This is a genomic window from Mesorhizobium sp. WSM4846, from assembly GCF_055811415.1.
In genome coordinates, this window is sequence record NZ_JBVVPZ010000016.1 from 102,754 (window position 1) to 120,489 (window position 17,736).

At 64.1% G+C, this 17,736-nt stretch carries 21 protein-coding genes; 9 read left to right on the plus strand and 12 right to left on the minus strand.

What is annotated here, in order from left to right:
- Window positions 1-59 precede the first annotated feature (59 nt).
- Window positions 60-710 (minus strand): outer membrane protein, encoded by a 651-nt coding sequence (locus tag AC0L15_RS15910; RefSeq protein WP_027152642.1) that lies wholly within the window; start codon window positions 708-710, stop codon window positions 60-62.
- A 408-nt stretch (window positions 711-1,118) separates the two neighbouring features.
- On the opposite strand from AC0L15_RS15910, the gene AC0L15_RS15915 reads away from it, so the two are divergent.
- The 5 genes from AC0L15_RS15915 (at window position 1,119) to AC0L15_RS15935 (ending at window position 5,422) form a co-directional block, all read left to right on the plus strand.
- Entirely contained in the window at window positions 1,119-1,895 is a 777-nt protein-coding gene (locus AC0L15_RS15915) for an SDR family oxidoreductase (RefSeq protein ID WP_287244051.1), read from the plus strand.
- Window positions 1,892-3,979 (plus strand): excinuclease ABC subunit UvrC, encoded by a 2,088-nt coding sequence (gene uvrC / locus AC0L15_RS15920; protein ID WP_287244049.1) that lies wholly within the window; start codon window positions 1,892-1,894, stop codon window positions 3,977-3,979. Before AC0L15_RS15915 ends, uvrC begins: the two co-directional genes overlap by 4 nt.
- Before the next feature lie 97 nt (window positions 3,980-4,076).
- Window positions 4,077-4,673 (plus strand): CDP-diacylglycerol--glycerol-3-phosphate 3-phosphatidyltransferase, encoded by a 597-nt coding sequence (pgsA, locus tag AC0L15_RS15925; RefSeq protein ID WP_027152639.1) that lies wholly within the window; start codon window positions 4,077-4,079, stop codon window positions 4,671-4,673.
- 1 nt (window position 4,674) lies between these two features.
- Window positions 4,675-4,932 carry a molybdopterin converting factor subunit 1 gene (gene moaD, locus AC0L15_RS15930; RefSeq protein ID WP_023800670.1) on the plus strand — a complete coding sequence of 86 codons (258 nt, stop codon included), beginning with the start codon at window positions 4,675-4,677 and terminating at the stop codon, window positions 4,930-4,932.
- 1 nt (window position 4,933) lies between these two features.
- Window positions 4,934-5,422: a molybdenum cofactor biosynthesis protein MoaE gene (locus AC0L15_RS15935; protein ID WP_287245581.1), complete on the plus strand. Its 489-nt coding sequence runs from the start codon at window positions 4,934-4,936 to the stop codon at window positions 5,420-5,422.
- Between the two features lie 34 nt (window positions 5,423-5,456).
- Here the strand turns inward: AC0L15_RS15935 and AC0L15_RS15940 are convergent, their stop codons facing one another.
- From AC0L15_RS15940 to AC0L15_RS15955, 4 genes are read right to left on the minus strand one after another with little or no spacing between them, the layout of a single operon-like run.
- The gene (locus AC0L15_RS15940) at window positions 5,457-5,981 is read right to left on the minus strand and encodes a DoxX family protein (protein ID WP_287244047.1); all 525 of its coding nucleotides are present in this window, start codon (window positions 5,979-5,981) and stop codon (window positions 5,457-5,459) included.
- A gap of 2 nt (window positions 5,982-5,983) precedes the next feature.
- Window positions 5,984-6,784 carry an HvfC/BufC N-terminal domain-containing protein gene (locus AC0L15_RS15945; protein ID WP_287244045.1) on the minus strand — a complete coding sequence of 267 codons (801 nt, stop codon included), beginning with the start codon at window positions 6,782-6,784 and terminating at the stop codon, window positions 5,984-5,986.
- Window positions 6,771-7,700: an MNIO family bufferin maturase gene (gene bufB / locus AC0L15_RS15950; protein WP_473496563.1), complete on the minus strand. Its 930-nt coding sequence runs from the start codon at window positions 7,698-7,700 to the stop codon at window positions 6,771-6,773. The genes AC0L15_RS15945 and bufB overlap by 14 nt, the downstream gene beginning before the upstream one ends.
- 27 nt (window positions 7,701-7,727) lie before the next feature.
- On the minus strand, window positions 7,728-8,051 hold the full coding sequence (locus tag AC0L15_RS15955; protein WP_287235780.1) for a BufA1 family periplasmic bufferin-type metallophore: 324 nt from the start codon (window positions 8,049-8,051) through the stop codon (window positions 7,728-7,730).
- A 283-nt stretch (window positions 8,052-8,334) separates the two neighbouring features.
- Between AC0L15_RS15955 and AC0L15_RS15960 the strand changes: the two genes are divergently transcribed.
- Entirely contained in the window at window positions 8,335-9,099 is a 765-nt protein-coding gene (locus AC0L15_RS15960) for a YbaY family lipoprotein (protein ID WP_287244042.1), read from the plus strand.
- 133 nt (window positions 9,100-9,232) lie between these two features.
- Here the strand turns inward: AC0L15_RS15960 and ndk are convergent, their stop codons facing one another.
- The 4 genes from ndk to AC0L15_RS15980 form a co-directional block, all read right to left on the minus strand.
- Window positions 9,233-9,655, minus strand: a complete 423-nt coding sequence (gene ndk, locus AC0L15_RS15965) for a nucleoside-diphosphate kinase (protein WP_287244040.1) — start codon at window positions 9,653-9,655, stop codon at window positions 9,233-9,235.
- Between the two features lie 212 nt (window positions 9,656-9,867).
- On the minus strand, window positions 9,868-10,164 hold the full coding sequence (locus AC0L15_RS15970) for a DUF1905 domain-containing protein (RefSeq protein WP_287244037.1): 297 nt from the start codon (window positions 10,162-10,164) through the stop codon (window positions 9,868-9,870).
- Window positions 10,165-10,297: 133 nt separating this feature from the next.
- Window positions 10,298-10,933 (minus strand): 5,6-dimethylbenzimidazole synthase, encoded by a 636-nt coding sequence (gene bluB, locus AC0L15_RS15975; RefSeq protein ID WP_287244035.1) that lies wholly within the window; start codon window positions 10,931-10,933, stop codon window positions 10,298-10,300.
- Between the two features lie 133 nt (window positions 10,934-11,066).
- Window positions 11,067-11,768 (minus strand): glutathione S-transferase family protein, encoded by a 702-nt coding sequence (locus tag AC0L15_RS15980; RefSeq protein WP_287244032.1) that lies wholly within the window; start codon window positions 11,766-11,768, stop codon window positions 11,067-11,069.
- 88 nt (window positions 11,769-11,856) lie between these two features.
- Here AC0L15_RS15980 and AC0L15_RS15985 point away from each other — a divergent pair, with 88 nt between their 5' ends.
- A complete protein-coding gene (locus tag AC0L15_RS15985) occupies window positions 11,857-12,369 on the plus strand; it encodes a DinB family protein (protein ID WP_287244030.1) in 513 nt (170 codons plus the stop codon).
- Between the two features lie 90 nt (window positions 12,370-12,459).
- Here the strand turns inward: AC0L15_RS15985 and AC0L15_RS15990 are convergent, their stop codons facing one another.
- The 3 genes from AC0L15_RS15990 to AC0L15_RS16000 all read right to left on the minus strand — a co-directional run bounded on the left by AC0L15_RS15990 (window position 12,460) and on the right by AC0L15_RS16000 (window position 15,266).
- Window positions 12,460-12,762 (minus strand): DUF982 domain-containing protein, encoded by a 303-nt coding sequence (locus AC0L15_RS15990; protein ID WP_287244027.1) that lies wholly within the window; start codon window positions 12,760-12,762, stop codon window positions 12,460-12,462.
- A 157-nt stretch (window positions 12,763-12,919) separates the two neighbouring features.
- Window positions 12,920-15,001, minus strand: coding sequence for an ATP-dependent helicase (locus AC0L15_RS15995; RefSeq protein ID WP_287244025.1), 2,082 nt, complete (start codon window positions 14,999-15,001; stop codon window positions 12,920-12,922).
- Between the two features lie 94 nt (window positions 15,002-15,095).
- Window positions 15,096-15,266 (minus strand): hypothetical protein, encoded by a 171-nt coding sequence (locus AC0L15_RS16000; protein WP_023800656.1) that lies wholly within the window; start codon window positions 15,264-15,266, stop codon window positions 15,096-15,098.
- 150 nt (window positions 15,267-15,416) lie between these two features.
- On the opposite strand from AC0L15_RS16000, the gene AC0L15_RS16005 reads away from it, so the two are divergent.
- Together AC0L15_RS16005 and AC0L15_RS16010 are read left to right on the plus strand one after the other, a co-directional pair.
- Window positions 15,417-15,602, plus strand: coding sequence for a hypothetical protein (locus AC0L15_RS16005; RefSeq protein ID WP_287244022.1), 186 nt, complete (start codon window positions 15,417-15,419; stop codon window positions 15,600-15,602).
- 401 nt (window positions 15,603-16,003) lie between these two features.
- On the plus strand, window positions 16,004-17,736 hold a 1,733-nt coding region (locus AC0L15_RS16010), incomplete at its 3' end, for an ABC-F family ATP-binding cassette domain-containing protein (protein WP_473496564.1).

A 17,736-nucleotide genomic window follows, 5' to 3' on the forward strand; every position in this document is an offset into this window, starting at 1 on the left:
GGGGGCATAAAAAAGCCGGGCACGAGGCCCGGCTTTTTCGTGTCGTGGCTTGGACGATTTTAGAACTTCATACCGACGCCGAAGGTGACGCGGTTGTCGGTCGACTTGACCTTGCCGATACCGTCAAAGTCCTTGTCGCCGAAGTCGGTGTAGCGATACTCGACACGGCCGAACACATTGTCGGTGATCTTGATGTCGGTACCGACGCCGGCCGTCCAGCCGAGCATGGTGTTTTCGTCGCTGGCGCCGGCCGCTTCGATCTCCTGGTTCTTGAGCGCGCCACCGGCGGTGCCGTAGAGCAGGATTTCCGGGGTGACGGCGTAGCCGAGGCGGGCGCGCAGCGAGCCTTCGAAGCCGCCCTTGGCCTCGACGCCGCCATCGTCGCCCTCGATGCCGCTATAGCCGATATCGGCTTCAGCACCGTAGACGAAGTTCTCTTGCTGCCACTGATAGCCGCCGAAGACGCCGCCGACAAAACCATCGGTGTCGACGTCAGTGCCGATATCCTCGGCATCGGCGTGACCGCTGAAGCCGTAGCCGACGCTCACACCGGCATAGGGACCGGCCCAGGAAGCGACCGGAAGTTCGGCGATCGGGGCGGGGGCCGGCGGCTCTTCCGCGATGACGTCAGCAGCATAGGCGGTTCCGCCGAGGGCGAAGAGCCCGAACGCCACCGCCAGCGGTCGCGCAAATTTAAGATTGGCTTGCATTGTTCTTTACTCCTTAAGCCACAGGCACAGGCTTGCTTTTCACAAGCGCCCTCAACCCGCCGGGGGGAAAAACGGGTCTGGCGCTCAACGGTTCCGAATGTCGTGTCAAAATACGGCTGAAGCGAACCTGAACTTGGGTCATTACCTGGCACGAATAAGGCTGAACTTTGACGTTGCATCTGCGCAACAGATGGTGTCAGGAGGCTTAGCCGTGCCGCGCTGAACGACGCTTGGAGCAAGGGGTCCGTAGTCCTATATTGCGGCTGGCAGGCCGAGTCCCGGCCACAGTCGAAAGACCGATCCGGCCGCTTTGCCACAATGCTGCCCAAGGTCCGAACGGCATTTAACGCTTCGCCGGCCATATTTTGCCGGCAGGCTCAAAATCGAGCCCCATTGAGGATTGACAGGATGAGCAAGGCCGCTGGAACGGCGCTGGTGACGGGCGGGGGCCAGCGGATCGGCAAGGCGATCGTCGAGGATTTCGCCGCGAACGGTTTTGCCGTCGCCATCCATTGCAACCGCTCACGGGCCGAGGCGGAAGCATTGGCCGCGCGGATCAACGGCGGTCATTTTGGCCAGGGTGGCCGCGCTGCTGTGGTCGCCGCCGACCTGACCGACATTGCCGCGGTCGAGGACCTCGTTGGCCGCGCCGAAGCCGCGCTCGGGCCTGTTACACTGCTGGTCAACAATGCGTCGCTGTTCGTGGACGATACGGTTCAGGACGTCGACTGGCGTGCCTGGGACCGTCACTTCGCCATCCACGTGAAGGCGCCGGCATTTTTGGCGCAACAATTCGCCCGCGCGCTGCCGGAAGGCGAGGAAGGGCTGATCGTCAATATGATCGACCAGCGCGTCTGGCGCCCGACGCCCCGCTATTTCTCCTATGCGCTGTCGAAATCGACATTGTGGACGCAGACGCAGATGATGGCGCAGGCGCTAGCACCCCGCATTCGCGTCAATGCCATCGGTCCCGGCCCGACGCTGAAGAGCGCGCGTCAGCAAGACAGCGACTTTGCCGCGCAGGTCGACGGCCTGATCCTGAAGCGCGGCCCGGAATTGCCTGAATTCGGCGCCACCATCCGCTATCTCTGGGGCGCAAGCTCGGTCACCGGCCAGATGATCGCGCTCGACGGCGGCCAGCACCTTGCATGGCAGACGCCGGATGTGACAGGCATTGTCGAATGAGTCCCATGGACCAGAAACACAAACGCGGCGGCGCCGCCGACGACCTGCCCCCTGATGCCGACCTCGAGGACGAGGTGGCGGAGGAGATCGTCGAACCGTCAACGCCCGGTCCCGGTGGCCCTGACGTCGCCTTCACCGCCATCGATTGGACGCCGCATGCCGGCGATGCCGACGGCATGGTCGGCGCCGAAGTCATCCAGACGCTGGTCAAACGGCTGCCCAACGCGCCCGGCGTCTACCGCATGATGAATGCCGCAGGCGACGTGCTCTATGTCGGCAAGGCGCGCAGCCTGAAGAAGCGGGTGACCAATTACGCACAAGGCCGCTTCCACACCAGCCGCATCGGCCGCATGGTGCGCGAGACGGCGACGATGGAGTTCGTCGTCACCCGCACCGAGATCGAAGCGCTGCTGCTGGAAGCAAATCTTATCAAGCGCTTGCGGCCGCGTTTCAATGTGCTGATGCGGGACGACAAGTCGTTTCCCTACATCCTTTTGACCGGCGATCATGTCTCGCCCGGCATCTACAAGCATCGCGGCGCGCGCTCGCGCAAGGGCGACTATTTCGGCCCCTTCGCCTCGGCCGGCGCCGTCGGCCGCACCATCAACTCGCTGCAGCGCGCCTTCCTGCTCAGGAGTTGCACCAACTCCTTCTACGAGAACCGCACCCGGCCGTGCCTGCTGTTCCAGATCAAGCGATGCGCCGGCCCGTGCACCGGCGAAATCTCGCATAGTGACTATGCCAGGCTGGTCGCCGAGGCGAAGGACTTCCTGTCCGGCCGCAGCCAGAAGGTTAAGACCGACATCTCCGCCGCCATGCAGCAGGCCGCGGAGAATCTCGATTTCGAGCGCGCCGCCATCTATCGCGACCGGCTGGCGGCATTGTCGCATGTGCAGAGCCATCAGGGCATCAACCCGCAGACCGTCGACGAGGCCGATGTCTTCGCCATCCATCAGGAAGGCGGCCAGGTCTGCATCCAGGTGTTCTTCTTCCGCACCGGCCAGAACTGGGGCAACCGCGCCTATTTCCCCAAGGCCGATCCGGCGATGGAGGCGGCCGAGGTGCTGGGCTCGTTCCTGGCGCAATTCTATGACGACAAGCCGACGCCGCGCACCATCCTGTTGTCGCATGGCGTCGAGGACCAGGAATTGCTGGCTGAGGCGCTCTCCACCCGCGCGGGTCGCAAGGTGGTGATCTCGGTGCCGCAGCGCGGCGAGAAGAAGGACCTGACCGACAACGCCCTGCAGAATGCCCGTGAGGCGCTCGGCCGCCGGCTGGCCGAGACCTCAACGCAAGGGCGGCTGCTCACCGGTTTCGCCGAGACTTTCGGCCTGAAAAAACCGCCGGTGCGCATCGAGGTCTACGACAACTCCCACATCATGGGCACCAACGCCGTCGGCGCCATGGTGGTCGCCGGGCCGGAAGGCTTCGTGAAGAACCAGTACCGAAAATTCAACATCCGCTCGACCGAGATCACGCCGGGAGACGATTTCGGCATGATGCGCGAGGTGATGGAGCGGCGTTTCTCCCGCCTCCTGAAGGAACATAGCGATGTGCCGTGGAGCGAACAGGCGGCGGATGACATCCTGGCCGAACAGGGCGACGATATCGAGGATGCAGGCGGCTTCCCGGCCTGGCCAGACGTCATCCTCATCGATGGCGGCCAGGGCCAGATGACGGCGGTACGACAAATCCTCGCCGACCTCGGCATCGAGGACCGCGTCCAGGCCATCGGCATCGCCAAGGGCCAGGACCGTGACGCCGGCCGCGAACGCTTCTTCGTCAGGGGCAAGCCACCGTTTTCACTCCCCGTACGCGACCCCGTGCTCTATTTCGTTCAGCGGCTGCGCGACGAGGTCCACCGTTTCGCCATCGGCTCCCACCGCGCCCGCCGCAAGAAGGAGATGGTCAAGAGCCCGCTTGACGAGATCAGCGGCATCGGTCCCGGTCGCAAGCGCGCGCTGCTCATGCATTTCGGCACCGCCAAGGCGGTCAGCCGCGCCGCGATCGAGGATCTGGTCAAGGTCGATGGCATTTCCGAGCAGGTCGCCAAGCTGGTCTACAACCATTTTCACGAGAGCTGATGATTCGGCTATTTTCGGCTGGTCCATCGACTATCATCTGTTGACCCCCCACATTCGCTTCTGATTTGAGTAGGCAGGTAGAAAGAGTTCCAAAGAAATGGCCCAGCGCGCATTCAACCTGCCCAACATGCTCACTTACGTCCGCATCCTAGCGGTGCCGCTGGTTGTGCTGTGTTTTTTTCTCGAAGGCCATCTGAAGTCGAGCGACTTCGCCCGCTGGTCGGCGTTGGTCATTTTCCTGCTCGCCTCGATCACCGATTATTTCGACGGCTATCTGGCGCGCGCCTGGCAGCAGACCTCGAATATCGGCAAGATGCTCGATCCGATCGCCGACAAGTTGCTGGTCGCCACATGCCTGCTGCTGCTGGCGGCCGATACCGATAGGCATGCCGGCATCGCCGGCTGGTCGCTGTGGGCGGCAATCATCATCCTGTGCCGCGAGATCCTGGTCTCGGGCCTGCGCGAATATCTGGCGGCGCTGAAGGTCTCGGTACCGGTGACGCAACTGGCGAAGTGGAAGACCACCATCCAGATGATTGCCATCGCCTTCCTGCTCGCAGGACCTGCCGGCGACAAGATCTTCCCGCTGACCACGCAGGTCGGGCTGGTGCTGTTGTGGATCGCCGCGCTGGTGACGCTTTACACCGGCTACGACTATTTCCGCGCCGGCCTCAAGCACATCATGGACGAGTAGCATGTCGACGAGGCTCATTTATTTCGCCTGGGTGCGCGAGCGGATCGGCAAGCCGCAAGAGGACGTCGAATTGCCCGCCGGCATCGAGACGGTGGCCGACCTGCTGCGCTGGCTGAAATCGCGCGGCGAGGAGTACGAGCACGCGCTGCAATATCCTGACGTGATCCGCGTCGCCATCAACCAGGAACATGTCGAGCACCGCGAGAAGATATCAGGTGCGCGCGAGATCGCGCTGTTCCCGCCGATGACCGGTGGCTGAAATGCCCGGCGCGGTGGTGCCGACGGTGCGCATCCAGGCGGAGGATTTCGATGTCGCCGCCGAGATCGCCAGGATGACGCAAGGCCGCGCCGACATCGGCGCCGTGGTAACTTTCTCAGGTCTCTGCCGCGACGAGGCAGGCAGGCTCGCGGCACTCGAGCTCGAACATTATCCCGGCATGGCCGAGGCCGAGATCGGCCGCATCGCCGCCGAGGCGGTTCAGCGCTGGCCGCTGCAGGGGCTCACCGCCATCCATCGCCACGGCAGGATCGCGCCCGGTGAGGCCATCGTGCTGGTGGTCGCTGCCTCCGCGCATCGGCAGGCGGCGTTCGAGGCGGCGAACTTCCTCATGGATTATCTCAAATCGCGCGCGCCGTTATGGAAGAAGGAACATCACACCGACGGCTCGGAAGGCGGCTGGGTCGATGCCAAGGAGGCTGACGACGAGGCCGCAAGCCGCTGGAAGCGGGCCGTGCCGAAACGAAATTGATGCTTCGCGTCACCGCTGGAGGGCGAGGTTCACATCAACCCCGATCACCCCTCGGCCTCCCATCAGCCTTGTCAGTGCCGATCCAGTGATCGAGCGCAATCCGGCCGGGTCCCCACGCCATGATGCCGAGCGCCATCGCCGCCCAGGTGATGTGCAGCGGCCAGCCGTCCGGCACGGTGAGTTGTATGACCAGCGTCATCACGAGCAGGCCGAATGCCGCAAGGCGTGTCGCCAGGCCGAGAACGAGAAGAATTGGCAGCAGGATTTCCGCCGACCCTGAGGCGAACGCCACCAGCCCAGGCGCAGGAAAATCGTAAGGGCCGCCGGGCAGATGCAGCTTGAGCTCCGAGCTGAAAAGCAGCACGGCGACCTCGTTCAGCTGTAAAAAACCGTCCCATTTGTTGACGCCGGACCGCCAGAACGGGACAGCGAGCGCGCAGCGCAGGACGAGTTGCGTCAGCGACGGTGTGGCACTCGTGCGCAGCGCGGCATTCACCCTCTCGACGAGGGTGGCAGCCCCTCGCGGCTCGGTGCTGGCGTTCCATCCATGGTTCGTCATGCTCACCCTCCCTGGTCTGCCGCTGTGAAGGCGCCTGCTTGCAGCAGGCCGGCAATGTTGGCGGCAAGGTCGAATTCGGCAGTTTCCGCAAATGCTGCCGCGGCCGCCGCTCCGAGCGGCTCGCCCGCCATCAGACGATCCAGAAAAGCTGCGCCGCCGGGCGGCAGATGGCGAACAAACACTTCGAGCCCGGGCCGCGTGACCAGCGCATCTTCAGGGCCGTCCGCCTCGATCCGCCCGACGGGGCCGTCGCGCCGGTTCGCCGCAAAGATCGTCACGACCGGATAGCGCGAGCGAATGGCATGCGTTGCCGGGTGCCGTACGAACACGGTATCGGCCAGCCGTTCGGGCGGGATCGAGGCCAGTGCTACGCAAGCCAGCGGTTCCGCGTCGGCGGCATGATAGGCGTCGAGCCAGGCCCGCTCCAGGCGCGCCACGTCAGCCAGCCATGGCATCGGCCGCGCGTATTCGTAACGTTCGATGAAATCGGGAAAGTCGCGGCCGTATTCGAATAGAAGCGGCGAGGTGGGTGGCGTTTCGCGGACATGGAATCGCGCCATCGCCCGAAAGAAGTCCGGGCCGGTGATGCGCAGCGTCGCTGGAAAGCTGGCGACCAGCGAATCGATCAGGCTGACCGCGACGTTGTTGCGGTAGACGGCGTATCGTTTGACCGCTGCCTTGCCGTTCGGCCCAGAGACGGCGTCAGGCGGGGCACGGTCAGGATCGAGCAAACCGGCGGTGAATGCCGCGGCATAGTCAAACCGGTGGCCAAGATCGCCCGACTGGAGCTCATCCTGCGGCATGGGCTTTTCCGAACACATGGTGGCTGTCGGCGTGATGGTCGAGAATCGCTTGGGCGGCGGCGGCCTCCGCCTTGAGCACCGGCCAGTCGGGAATGTTGCTGTCCCACTCGATCAGCGTCGGCAGCAGTCCGCATCGGCCGATGACGATATCGAAGAGCTTCCAGACCGCGTCGGCGACCGGACCGTCATGGCTGTCGATGAGCAGCAGGTCGCCTTCGTCATCCTCCTGCTCGGCGTGCCCGGCCAGATGGATTTCGCCGACATGCGCGAGCGGGAAATCCGCGAAGTAGGAAAGCGCTGAATAGCCGTGGTTGGTGGCCGAAACGAAGACATTGTTGACGTCGAGCAGCAGGCCGCAACCGGTGCGCTGCACCAGCGCGCCGATGAAATCCGTCTCGCTCATCGTCGATTCCGCGAAAAGGACGTAGGTCGAGGGGTTCTCGAGCAGGATCGGGCGGCCGATCGTCTCTTGCATTTCATTGATGTGATCCGCCACGCGCGAAACCGTTGCCGGCGTATAGGGCAGGGGAAGCAGGTCGTTGTAATAGGTGGTGTCGTGGGTCGACCAGGCGAGATGCTCGGAAACGAGCGCCGGCTCATAGCGGTCGACGAGCGCCTTGAAACGGCCGAGATGCACTTTGTCGAGCGGCCGCGGTCCGCCGATCGACATGCACACCCCGTGCAGCGAAACGGGATAGTCGCGGCAAATCCTGGCCAGTGCATCGTGCGGCGGGCCGCCGGCGCCCATGTAGTTTTCGGCGTGGACCTCGAAGAAGCCGTCCTTTGGGCCGTCGCCAAGGATCGCGTGCAGATGCTCGTGCTTGAAACTGGTGCCGGCAAGGCCGGCGATCGGGTGCGCCGGAAAGCGCGAGGTTTTCGATATGCGGGATGCCGGGGCCAGTCCGTTCATCTTCATCTCCGCTTTCCGGGCAGCTTGCGGTGCTTAGGACGGGACGTCGCGGGTCAGCGCCGTTGGCGAGCCCTTGCGGTCGCCGGGCAGGTCCATCGTCGTACAGGTGCCGCCGTCGACGAACTTCCAGGCGTTGCCCTGGTAATCGACCGTCGAGGTGCCTTGGCAGGTGGTGCCTGGTCCTGCCGCGCAGTCGTTCTGCCCCTTCAGGGCGACGCCAAAGCACTTCTCCTTGCCGGCATCCATCGCTGCCTTGGCCTCTGCCTCGGACAGCGGCGCGGCCGTCGCAAATGAAGCAAGGGCCGTGGCAACGGCGCCGGCCAGGAAGGCCGCGCTCACGGTTGATCTTGTTGACATGATTTCACCTCCGATTGGGTTGTTGCGCGCACCATTCCTCAAGCGCGCATGGTTAGTTCGGTCCGGAGGTTCCCTGCGTTACATCTTTTTGGAACACGACTTCGTGATCGCCTGGGGACCCGGCGTGAGCAATATTTCGCCCGTCACGCCAACGAGGCCGACCACAGGGCAACGAGCCGCCGGAAGGCACCGCCCGTGTGAACAGCCCGTGTGGGGCGCCACGGAACCACCGCAATCCTGCGAGACCTTCCGACAAGTTTGGCGCATTATGGGGAGCAGGATCATGCTGGGCAGGACCGCCGAGTTCTTCATCTTCGGTGTCGTGCCGCTGGTCGGTATACTGGTGGTGCCTGAGTTGTCCGTCGCTGCCGAGAAGACCCTGAAGGGCGAGGTGATGTATCGCGAGCGCATCGCTCTGCCGCCCAACGCCGTGCTTTCCGTGCAGCTTGCCGATGTCTCGCTGGCCGACGCGACGGCCGCTGTCATCGGCGAGCGCAAGGTGGCGCCGGCCGGCCAGGTGCCGATCAAGTTCGAGATCAGCTTTGATCCCCAGGTGATCCGGCCCCATATGACCTATGCGCTGCAGGCGCGCATCACCGTCGACGACAGGCTGTTGTTCATCTCCGATATGCGCCACCAGGTCGATCCACTGAGCGGCGCGCCGCAGACCATCATGCTGAAGATGGTGACGTCGAGCGAGCAGCCGGCGTCGGCCCCGGTGGTCGGGCAGATCTGGCTGATCGAGTATATCGACGGCATCGGTGTGATCGCCGAACCGCAGGCGACGTTCAGGATCGACGAGGCCGGCAAGGCCGGCGGCAGCGGCCCTTGCAACGTCTACTTCGCCACCGCCAAAGTCGATGGTTCGACGATTGCCATCAGTGACATCGGTTCGACCTTCAAGGCCTGCGCGCCCGAGACTATGGCCGAGGAAAAGGCGCTGTTCGAGGCGCTGGCCAAGGCGGCATCGTATCACGTCGACGCCGGCAAGCTCATCATAGTCGACAAAGACGACCGCGTCATCCTGCGCTTCAACGCCGCGAGCTGATAACCGGTTTCGGTTTTTGAGCATCATGCGCAGTTGGCGGGCGTCGGCGCCCGGCGTCCGGTGCCGGATCGCCGCAACGAAAAAGGCCGGCATTGCGCCGGCCTTTTTGCATATGACGTGGTGACTTATCGGCTCAGCCGACGATCTCGGTGTCCGAGAACCAGTATTTGATCTCCTGCGCGGCGGTCTCCGGCGCGTCGGAGCCGTGCACGGAATTCTCGCCGATCGACAGCGCGTGCACTTTGCGGATGGTGCCTTCGGCGGCGTTGGCCGGGTTGGTGGCGCCCATCACGTCGCGGTTTTTGGCAATGGCGTTCTCGCCTTCCAGCACCTGCACGACCGTTGGGCCCGACGACATCGACTCGACCAGTTCGCCGAAGAACGGACGATCCTTGTGCACAGCATAAAAACCTTCCGCCTCGCGGCGGCTCATCCACACCCGGCGCGAGGCGACGACGCGCAGGCCGGCTTCTTCGAGTATCTGGGTAATGGCGCCGGTGAGATTGCGCCGGGTTGCGTCCGGCTTGATCATGGAAAAGGTGCGTTCGAGCGCCATGGGGTCGTCCTTGTGATGGAGGGTGGAATTCACGGTGGCGGGCTCTATACAAGCCGCCCGCCGGCTTGCCAAGGGGCTGGCGCTAATGCATGTCGCGCAAAAGTGCGCAGCGATTTTGCGATAACGACATGCATAAAAACAAGAACTTAAGCGCGTCTCCGACGTGCTTTAGCCGCCGCATAGTGTGTCGCCGTCAGCCAAAACCAATGTTGTCATAATTTCATCTCGATCGTCAGCTTGGCCGTGTCGCCAGCCCGAAGGCCTTCGCGGACCCGCACCGCCGTCTTGATCGGCAACAGCAGGCTGCCGGATTTCTTGTCGGGAAACAGCGATGTTCGCCATCTGGTCTGGCCGATGACGGCTTCCACGTCAAGCGAGCCCCAGGGTCGTGCCATCCCCGCCATTGCCGTCTTGACCCGTGCCCCAAGCTCCGGCGGCAGCGTCACGAAATGCCAGCCGCCCTTGCCTGGATAGACCCAGATCTCGGCCTGCACGTCGTAGCGAAACATTTGTGCCCTTCCTCAGATCAAGGCCGTCACGGCTGGCTTTGCCATGGTGTCTTGTCGGCAACGCCGACGATCAGCGAAATCATCCTAATATCCATTCTCCCCTGCAAGGGAGGATGGCAGCGTTGCCGTTGCACTACCGCCTTATCACCATCGAAGCGCGCCGGACTTCCCAGCCTTCCCGCTCCAGTTCCGGCACGCTGTGGTTCTCGCAGGGGTAGCCGACGCAGAAGTAACCGATCAGCGTCCACTCCGGCGGCGCGTTCAGGATCGTCGCCATTTCGGCCGGGTCGAGGATCGAGACCCAGCCCATGCCTATTCCTTCGGCGCGCGCCGCCAGCCAAAAAGTATGGATCGCCATCACCGCCGAATATTCGATGGTCGCGGGCATGGTCAGGCGGCCGAGCCCATGTCCCTGTTGCGTCCCGCGGTCGGCGAAGACCGCGAATTGACAAGGCGCCTCGTTCAGGCCGGCAAGCTTCAGGCGCGCATAGAGCGCGGCGCGTTCGCCGCCGAACGACGCGAGCGCCTCCGCATTGCAGCGCTCGAAGCATGCCTTGACGGCGCTGCGGCACGCCGTACTCTCGACCACGACGAAACGCCAAGGCTGGCTCAGCCCGACTGAGGGCGCAAGGCTGGCGAGGTCAAGCAGCCGCTCCAGCGCGCCTTCGGGGAGCGGCGTCGGCCTGAATCGCCTGACATCCCGCCGCCACAGGAAGAGATTGGCCAGATCGGCGCGAAAATCGTCCGGGAATTCCGGGTCTGACGTCATGGTGTTCGTACTGTCTTTGCCAAGGGAGTAGGGCAGTAAGGAAGTAGGGAAGTAGGGCAGTAGGGCAGTAGGGGAGTAGGAATGCGCGCCGCCGCTACTTCCTTACTCCCCACTGCCCTACTCCCTTACTCCCCTATGCCGCGGCGGCAGCCGCCGCCACCGCGCGGCCGAGGCCATCATGCAGGCCGAGGCAGCGCTCGAACCACTGCGCCACCACATCGCTGTCCTCGAGCAACCGGTAGGGTGAGGCGATGCGCGCCCATTGCAGCGCGCCGAAGACGATGTAGTCGGCAAACAGCGGTGCTTGGCCGCCGATGAACGGCTGAAAGGCAAGCATCGAGCGCAATGGTTCCAGCGAGGCACGGAAGGCACCAAGGCCGGCGTCCCGCGCCGCCGCCACCTCTTCCAGTCTCTTGCCGAAGCGCTGCTCGCGGTTTTGGCGAAAATAGGCGGCGTTGGCCTCGTCCTGCATGGCGTGCAGGTCCATGATCGCCGCAGTGGTGACATAGGGGTGGATGGTCAGTTGCGACCAGCGTTCGACGAAGCGCGCCATCGCCTTGCCGCCGTCGCCGCAAAACAAGGTCGGTCGCTCTGGATAGGCCTCGTCGAGATAGAGCGCGATGGCGAAAGAATCGGCGACCACCTTCTCGCCGTCGCGGATCACCGGAACGAGTTTTGAAACGCCGCCTTCAACGGTGGGCACTTCGAGAAAGCGTGTCGGCACGGTTGAGATATCGAGGCCCTTGTGGGCAAGCGCCATCGTCGCCTTCCAGCAATGCGGGCTGAACGGACGGGCGCCATCGCGTCCGACGAGATCATAGAGCAGAATGGTCATTGGCGGCAGCTTCCCTGCGGTCTACTAGAGCGACGTTCGGGCCTTGCGGTAAGCACCCGAAACGGGGTCTCGCGGGCCGGAGAAAACGATGAAACAACACTTCATGATGTTTGCGGCCTACAATCAATGGGCCAATAGCCGCATCTACGATGCCGCCGCCGATCTCGACGAGGAAGATTTTCACCGCAACGTCGGGGTCTTCTTCGGCTCGATGATGGGGACGCTCAACCATGTCCTGACTGCCGATCGTATCTGGATGAGGCGCTTTACCGGCGAGGGCGACGCGCCGGCCAGGCTCGACACGATCCTGCACCGCGCCCTGCCGGGCTTGCGGCTGGCGCGCGAGGCCGAAGACAGAAGGATCGTCGACTGGGTTGGGGCGTCAAGCGACAAGGCTTTGTCCGGCCGCTTCTCCTACATGACCGTCTCCGACATGCGCACCGTCTCGCAGCGATTGGCGCCGGCGCTTGATCATTTCTTCAATCACCAGACCCATCACCGCGGCCAGGCGCACGCGATCCTGACCATTCTCGGGCGGCCTTCGGTGCCGCTCGACCTGACGCTGTTCCAGCGCAGCGAAGAGGGCCGCGCCTACGCATGATATCGGATCATCCGGATCGAATTGACAGGAAACCCGTCGAAGACGAACAGCATCTTCGGCGGGCCACAGTCGCAAAAGAGGCTTGGCCAGTCAGGCGGCGTATCCGCCCTGGCCGCGGGCGGCCGGCTTGACCGAGACTGACGGCTGAGCCGAGGGCCAGAGAATGCCTGCCGAAACTGCGAAGGTAATCAGGGCATCGCGCGCGGCCTCGGGCGAGATCTCGCCGGCGCGTGCCGCCTGGCAGGCCTTCACCGCCGCGCCATAGCTCAGGCGTCGCCGCGATGGCGGAAACTCGGTCAGGAACTCATGCATGTCGAACAGCGAAGCGATCATGCGCTTATGGCCGGCGCCGACGGTTACGGCGACCGGGGTGAAAAATGTCTTATCGTGCATTCTGGCCTCTCGAATTGGGCGGAGGTGACGGGCGAACCCGCTCTGCGACCGGGGGTAGGACGCCCAGAAACGCGGATCGCGGCATCAGGTTCCATGTTGCCGAAATTTGATTTTCGCCACCAGGCTCCGTGGCACGAGCGTCGTGCCGAAGAGTGGCCTATTTCCACATGTCGCGCATGCGGGCGCCAAGGTCGACGCGCACTTGCGGCTGGCGGCGCGGATCATCCTTGGCCTGGACGCTCGCCCACGATGTCTGTTCGAAGGCGCCGAGGATCGAAGCCGGGATGAAGCGGGTGCGCGAGGCGTAAACATGGCGATCGCCGCGCGCCGCCTGGCCGTGGACGAAAAAGCGCTGCGGCATGACCAGGTGCAGGCCGTCCTTGGCCCGCGTCATCGCCACGTAGAGCAGGCGGCGCTCCTCGTCGATATCCTCCTTCGAGCCGACGGCGAGATCGATCGGGATGCAGCCGTCGACGGTGTTGAGCACGAAGACGTTCTTCCATTCCTGGCCCTTGGCCGAATGGATGGTCGACAGGATCAGATAGTCCTCGTCGCGATGCGGCGGCCCAGCCTCCTCGCTGGTTGCATCCGGCGGATCGAGGGTCAGCTCGGTGAGGAAACGCTCGCGCGAGGCATAGCCCGAGGCGATCTGTTCGAGCTGCAGAATATCGGCCCGGCGTGTCGTTGCGTCCTCGTGGATACGGTCGAGATGCGGCTCATACCAGAGCCTGACCTGTTCGAGGTCAACAGGCCATTTTCCCGACCCGGCACGAAGCTGCGAGAACAGCGCGACGAAGCCCGGCCAGTCGTCGGCGGCGCGTTGCGGCGGGCGGTAGCGCGCCAGCCCCATCGCTTCGTCGAGCGACGTCGCCATGGTGTCGACGATCTGCGAAGCCGCCGAAGGGCCGATGCCGGGCAAAAGCTGCAGCACGCGAAAACCGGCGACGCGGTCGCGCGGGTTCTCGGCGAAGCGCAGCACCGCCAGCACGTCCTTGACATGGGCGGCGTCGAGGAACTTCAGTCCGCCGAACTTGACGAACGGGATGTTGCGGCGCGTCAACTCGATCTCCAGCGGCCCGCTGTGGTGCGAGGCGCGAAACAGCACGGCCTGCGCCTTCAGCGCCGTGCCGGCCTCGCGCTCGGTCAGGATCGCCTGACAGACGTAACCCGCCTGCTCGGCGTCGTCGCGGACGCTGACCAGCTTCGGCTTTTCGGTCGATTTGCGCTCCGACCAGAGGTTTTTGGTAAAGCGCTCCGAGGCCTCGCCGATCACCGCATTGGCGGCGGCCAGGATGGTCTCGGTCGACCGGTAGTTGCGCTCCAGCATGACGATCTCGGCCGGCCGGGCGAACTGTTTTGGAAAGTCGAGGATGTTGCGCACTTCGGCGGCGCGAAACGAATAGATCGACTGCGCATCGTCGCCGACCACCGTCAGCCCGGATCCGTCCGGCTTGAGCGCCGCGAGGATCGAGGCCTGCAGCCGGTTGGTGTCCTGGTATTCATCGACCAGCACATGGTCGAAACGCCCACCCAGATGCGCCGATATCTCCGGCTCGCCGGCCATCTGCGCCCAGTAGAGCAGCAGGTCGTCGTAATCGAGCACGTTCTGCGCCTGCTTGGCCTCGACATATCGGGCGAACAGCGCCTTAAGCTGTTCTGCCCATCCCGCGCACCAGGGAAACACCGAACCCAAAACTTCGCCGAGCGGCGCCTGCGCGTTGACGGCACGCGAATAGATCGCCAGGCACGTGCCCTTGGTCGGAAAACGGCCTTCGGTTTTCGAGAAGCCGAGTTCGTGCCGGGCGAGGTTCATCAGGTCGGCCGAATCCTCGCGGTCATGGATGGTGAAGGCCGGATCGAGGCCGATCTCCAGCGCATAGTCGCGCAGCAGCCTGGCGCCGATGCCGTGAAACGTGCCGGCCCAGGTGAGAGCATCGGTGATGACGGAAGCGTCGCGGCCGAGCACCTCGCCGACGATGCGCTCGACGCGCTTGGCCAATTCCGATGCGGCGCGACGCGAAAACGTCATCAAAAGGATGCGCCTCGGGTCGGCGCCCCTGACGATCAGATGCGCGACGCGATGCGCCAGCGTGCTGGTCTTGCCGGAGCCGGCCCCGGCGATCACCAGCAGCGGCCCGGCGACCTTGCCGTCGCCATGCTCGACGGCAACGCACTGCTCGGCATTCAGCTTCGCGAGATAGGCAGGCCGGAAGGTCGAATCACGGGCAGCGAGGTTCATTGCCCATCAAGCATCGTTTCTGCTTTGTTCGCAACGCTTTCGTACGTGCGACCGATGGGTTCGATGCTACTGGCGCCCGACCGACGAACCGAAACTAGCGCTGCGGCTCGACGCCCATCGCCGCTGACTGCCGCGGCAGCGACTTGTCGTCATCGGGAGGCGGCAGCAACAGCGGATCGAAGTCGTCGGGCACCTCGTCGATGATTTCCCTGACGATGCGGTAGGCCACATAGACGGCGGCCCCGGCTATGAGCAGACGGATCATGATTTTCTCCATTGGTGTGGACCAACCGAGGAGCCCGCGTTTTGTTCCCCTCTCTCGTTTTGTTCCCCGGGTTCCAAAACGTCCCAAGCTCTTGCCCGAGCGTGCAACCAAATCGGCACCGTCTCGTTTGCCCGGTGACAGGAGGTTGCGATGAACAAGCTCTCAACTTTGCTGGCCCCGACCTGGCTCGTTTTGGCCGCAGCGCTGACTGTCGCGGCCTGCGACAACAACATTCCACCGACAAAGGCTCCCGGCGCCGATCAAAACCCGCAGGTCGACCCTGCGCCCAACTCGACGCCAGGCGATGATCAACCCGGCACGCCACCGGCGCAGTGATGGAAGCCTGTAGGAAAGATGGCCGGCGCCGCTTGGGAGGGGAGCGATGACGCCGGCCAGGCGGGTATCAGGTCCGCCGCACACCTAGACGTAGCTGAGTCTTGCCTTAGCGTCATGACGCGATAGCCGAAGACGACCGCCTTGCACCGCAATTAACTGACAAATGCGCAGTTTTCGGCTGAGAAGCCGGTGCTCGCCAGGCGCCACTCTATCGCAGCCGGTTCCCGGCCCAGCCCGGAGCTGGTCCTTTGATCCGGCGAGGCCGGCGATCGGATCAATCGTCTTCTTTCTCCTCCCGCGGCACCGGGCAACCTGCCGCTGGCGGCCATTTTGATGCGTTATGCGGCCAACCGCCGCTCGAGGTCTTGCGAAGCGCTGACGTCCCGTGCAAAAGCGCGGCCATGCTGATCATCAACGACCTTTCACTCCGCATGGCCGGACGCCTGCTTCTTGACCATGCCTCGCTGACTTTGCCGGCCGGCAGCAAGGCAGGGCTTGTCGGCCGCAACGGCACCGGCAAGACCACTTTGTTCAAGGCGATCACCGGCGACCTCGCCTCCGAGACCGGCTCGATTAGCCTGCCGAAGAACACGCGCATCGGCCAGGTGGCGCAGGAGGCTCCAGGCACCGAGGAGCCGCTGATCGAGATCGTGCTCAAGGCCGACCTAGAACGCTCCGCGTTGCTCGATGAGGAAACGACGGCGACCGATCCGCACCGCATCGCCGACATCCACATGCGGCTGGCCGATATCGACGCCCATTCGGCCGAGTCGCGTGCCGCCACCATCCTCGCCGGCCTCGGCTTCGACGACGATGCCCAGCGGCGGCCGGCCTCGTCGTTCTCCGGCGGCTGGCGCATGCGCGTCGCACTCGCCGCGGTGCTGTTTGCCGAGCCCGATCTGCTGCTGCTCGACGAGCCGACCAACTATCTCGACCTCGAAGGCACGCTGTGGCTGGAAAACTACCTGTCGAAATATCCGCACACGGTGCTGCTGATCTCGCATGACCGCGACCTGCTCAACCGCGCCGTCAACTCGATCGTCCATCTCGACCAGAAGAAGCTGACCTTTTGGCGCGGCGGCTACGACCAGTTCGAGCGCCAATTCACCGAGCAGCGCGAATTGCAGGAGAAGGGCAGGGTCAAGCAGGAAGCCGCGCGCAAGCACATGGAGTCCTTCGTCGAGCGCTTCCGCGCCAAGGCTTCCAAGGCGAGACAGGCGCAGTCGCGCATCAAGGCGCTGGAGAAGATGAAGCCGATCGCCGCGATTGTGAACGACAACGTGCGGCCGTTCTCCTTTCCCGAGCCGGTGAAGACTGTGGCCTCGCCGATCATTGCGCTTAACAACGTCAATGTCGGCTATGTCGAGGGTGAGCCGATCCTGAAGAAGATGACGCTGCGCATCGATGCCGACGACCGTATCGCGCTGCTCGGCGCCAACGGCAACGGCAAGTCGACCTTCGCCAAATTGCTGTCCGGCCGCCTGAAGCAGGAGACCGGCACCATGACGGTGGCGCCCGGCCTGAAGGTGGCGATCTTTGCCCAGCATCAGCTCGACGATCTCCGACCGAGTGAAAACGCCTATGAGCATGTCCGCCGGCTGATGCCGGAAGCACCGGAATCGAAGGTGCGCGGCCGTGTCGCCCAGTTCGGACTGACCACCGAAAAGATGAACACCGCCGCCAAGGACCTGTCGGGTGGCGAGAAGGCGCGGCTGTTGATGGGCCTGTCAGCATTCGAGGGGCCAAACCTGTTCATCCTCGACGAACCGACCAACCATCTCGATATCGACAGCCGTGAATCGTTGATCCATGCGCTGAACGAGTTTCCCGGCGCCGTCATCCTGATCTCGCACGACCGCCATCTGCTCGAGGCGACGGCCGACCGGCTGTGGCTGGTCAAGGACGGCACGGTCAATCCTTTTGACGGCGACCTCGATGATTACAAGACGCTGGTCACCGGCGTGGCCGGCGACCGCCGCGGCAAGCGCGAGGCCGAAAAGGCCTCGAAGGCCGACCGCCGCCGTGACGCGGGGGGGGGCCCCCCCCCCCCGGCCCCCCCGGGCCCCGCGGGGCCCCCCCCCCCCCCCCCGGGGGGGCCCCCCAGCCAAAGCCCCCCCCGGGGGCGCGGGCGCCC

Bases quoted from the DNA above. Each gene is read 5' to 3' on its own strand.
- AC0L15_RS15910 (WP_027152642.1), bottom strand. From the start codon at position 710: ATGCAAGCCAATCTTAAATTTGCGCGACCGCTGGCGGTGGCGTTCGGG.
- AC0L15_RS15915 (WP_287244051.1), top strand. From the start codon at position 1,119: ATGAGCAAGGCCGCTGGAACGGCGCTGGTGACGGGCGGGGGCCAGCGG.
- uvrC (WP_287244049.1), top strand. From the start codon at position 1,892: ATGAGTCCCATGGACCAGAAACACAAACGCGGCGGCGCCGCCGACGAC.
- pgsA (WP_027152639.1), top strand. From the start codon at position 4,077: ATGGCCCAGCGCGCATTCAACCTGCCCAACATGCTCACTTACGTCCGC.
- moaD (WP_023800670.1), top strand. From the start codon at position 4,675: ATGTCGACGAGGCTCATTTATTTCGCCTGGGTGCGCGAGCGGATCGGC.
- AC0L15_RS15935 (WP_287245581.1), top strand. From the start codon at position 4,934: ATGCCCGGCGCGGTGGTGCCGACGGTGCGCATCCAGGCGGAGGATTTC.
- AC0L15_RS15940 (WP_287244047.1), bottom strand. From the start codon at position 5,981: ATGACGAACCATGGATGGAACGCCAGCACCGAGCCGCGAGGGGCTGCC.
- AC0L15_RS15945 (WP_287244045.1), bottom strand. From the start codon at position 6,784: ATGCCGCAGGATGAGCTCCAGTCGGGCGATCTTGGCCACCGGTTTGAC.
- bufB (WP_473496563.1), bottom strand. From the start codon at position 7,700: ATGAAGATGAACGGACTGGCCCCGGCATCCCGCATATCGAAAACCTCG.
- AC0L15_RS15955 (WP_287235780.1), bottom strand. From the start codon at position 8,051: ATGTCAACAAGATCAACCGTGAGCGCGGCCTTCCTGGCCGGCGCCGTT.
- AC0L15_RS15960 (WP_287244042.1), top strand. From the start codon at position 8,335: ATGCTGGGCAGGACCGCCGAGTTCTTCATCTTCGGTGTCGTGCCGCTG.
- ndk (WP_287244040.1), bottom strand. From the start codon at position 9,655: ATGGCGCTCGAACGCACCTTTTCCATGATCAAGCCGGACGCAACCCGG.
- AC0L15_RS15970 (WP_287244037.1), bottom strand. From the start codon at position 10,164: ATGTTTCGCTACGACGTGCAGGCCGAGATCTGGGTCTATCCAGGCAAG.
- bluB (WP_287244035.1), bottom strand. From the start codon at position 10,933: ATGACGTCAGACCCGGAATTCCCGGACGATTTTCGCGCCGATCTGGCC.
- AC0L15_RS15980 (WP_287244032.1), bottom strand. From the start codon at position 11,768: ATGACCATTCTGCTCTATGATCTCGTCGGACGCGATGGCGCCCGTCCG.
- AC0L15_RS15985 (WP_287244030.1), top strand. From the start codon at position 11,857: ATGAAACAACACTTCATGATGTTTGCGGCCTACAATCAATGGGCCAAT.
- AC0L15_RS15990 (WP_287244027.1), bottom strand. From the start codon at position 12,762: ATGCACGATAAGACATTTTTCACCCCGGTCGCCGTAACCGTCGGCGCC.
- AC0L15_RS15995 (WP_287244025.1), bottom strand. From the start codon at position 15,001: ATGAACCTCGCTGCCCGTGATTCGACCTTCCGGCCTGCCTATCTCGCG.
- AC0L15_RS16000 (WP_023800656.1), bottom strand. From the start codon at position 15,266: ATGATCCGTCTGCTCATAGCCGGGGCCGCCGTCTATGTGGCCTACCGC.
- AC0L15_RS16005 (WP_287244022.1), top strand. From the start codon at position 15,417: ATGAACAAGCTCTCAACTTTGCTGGCCCCGACCTGGCTCGTTTTGGCC.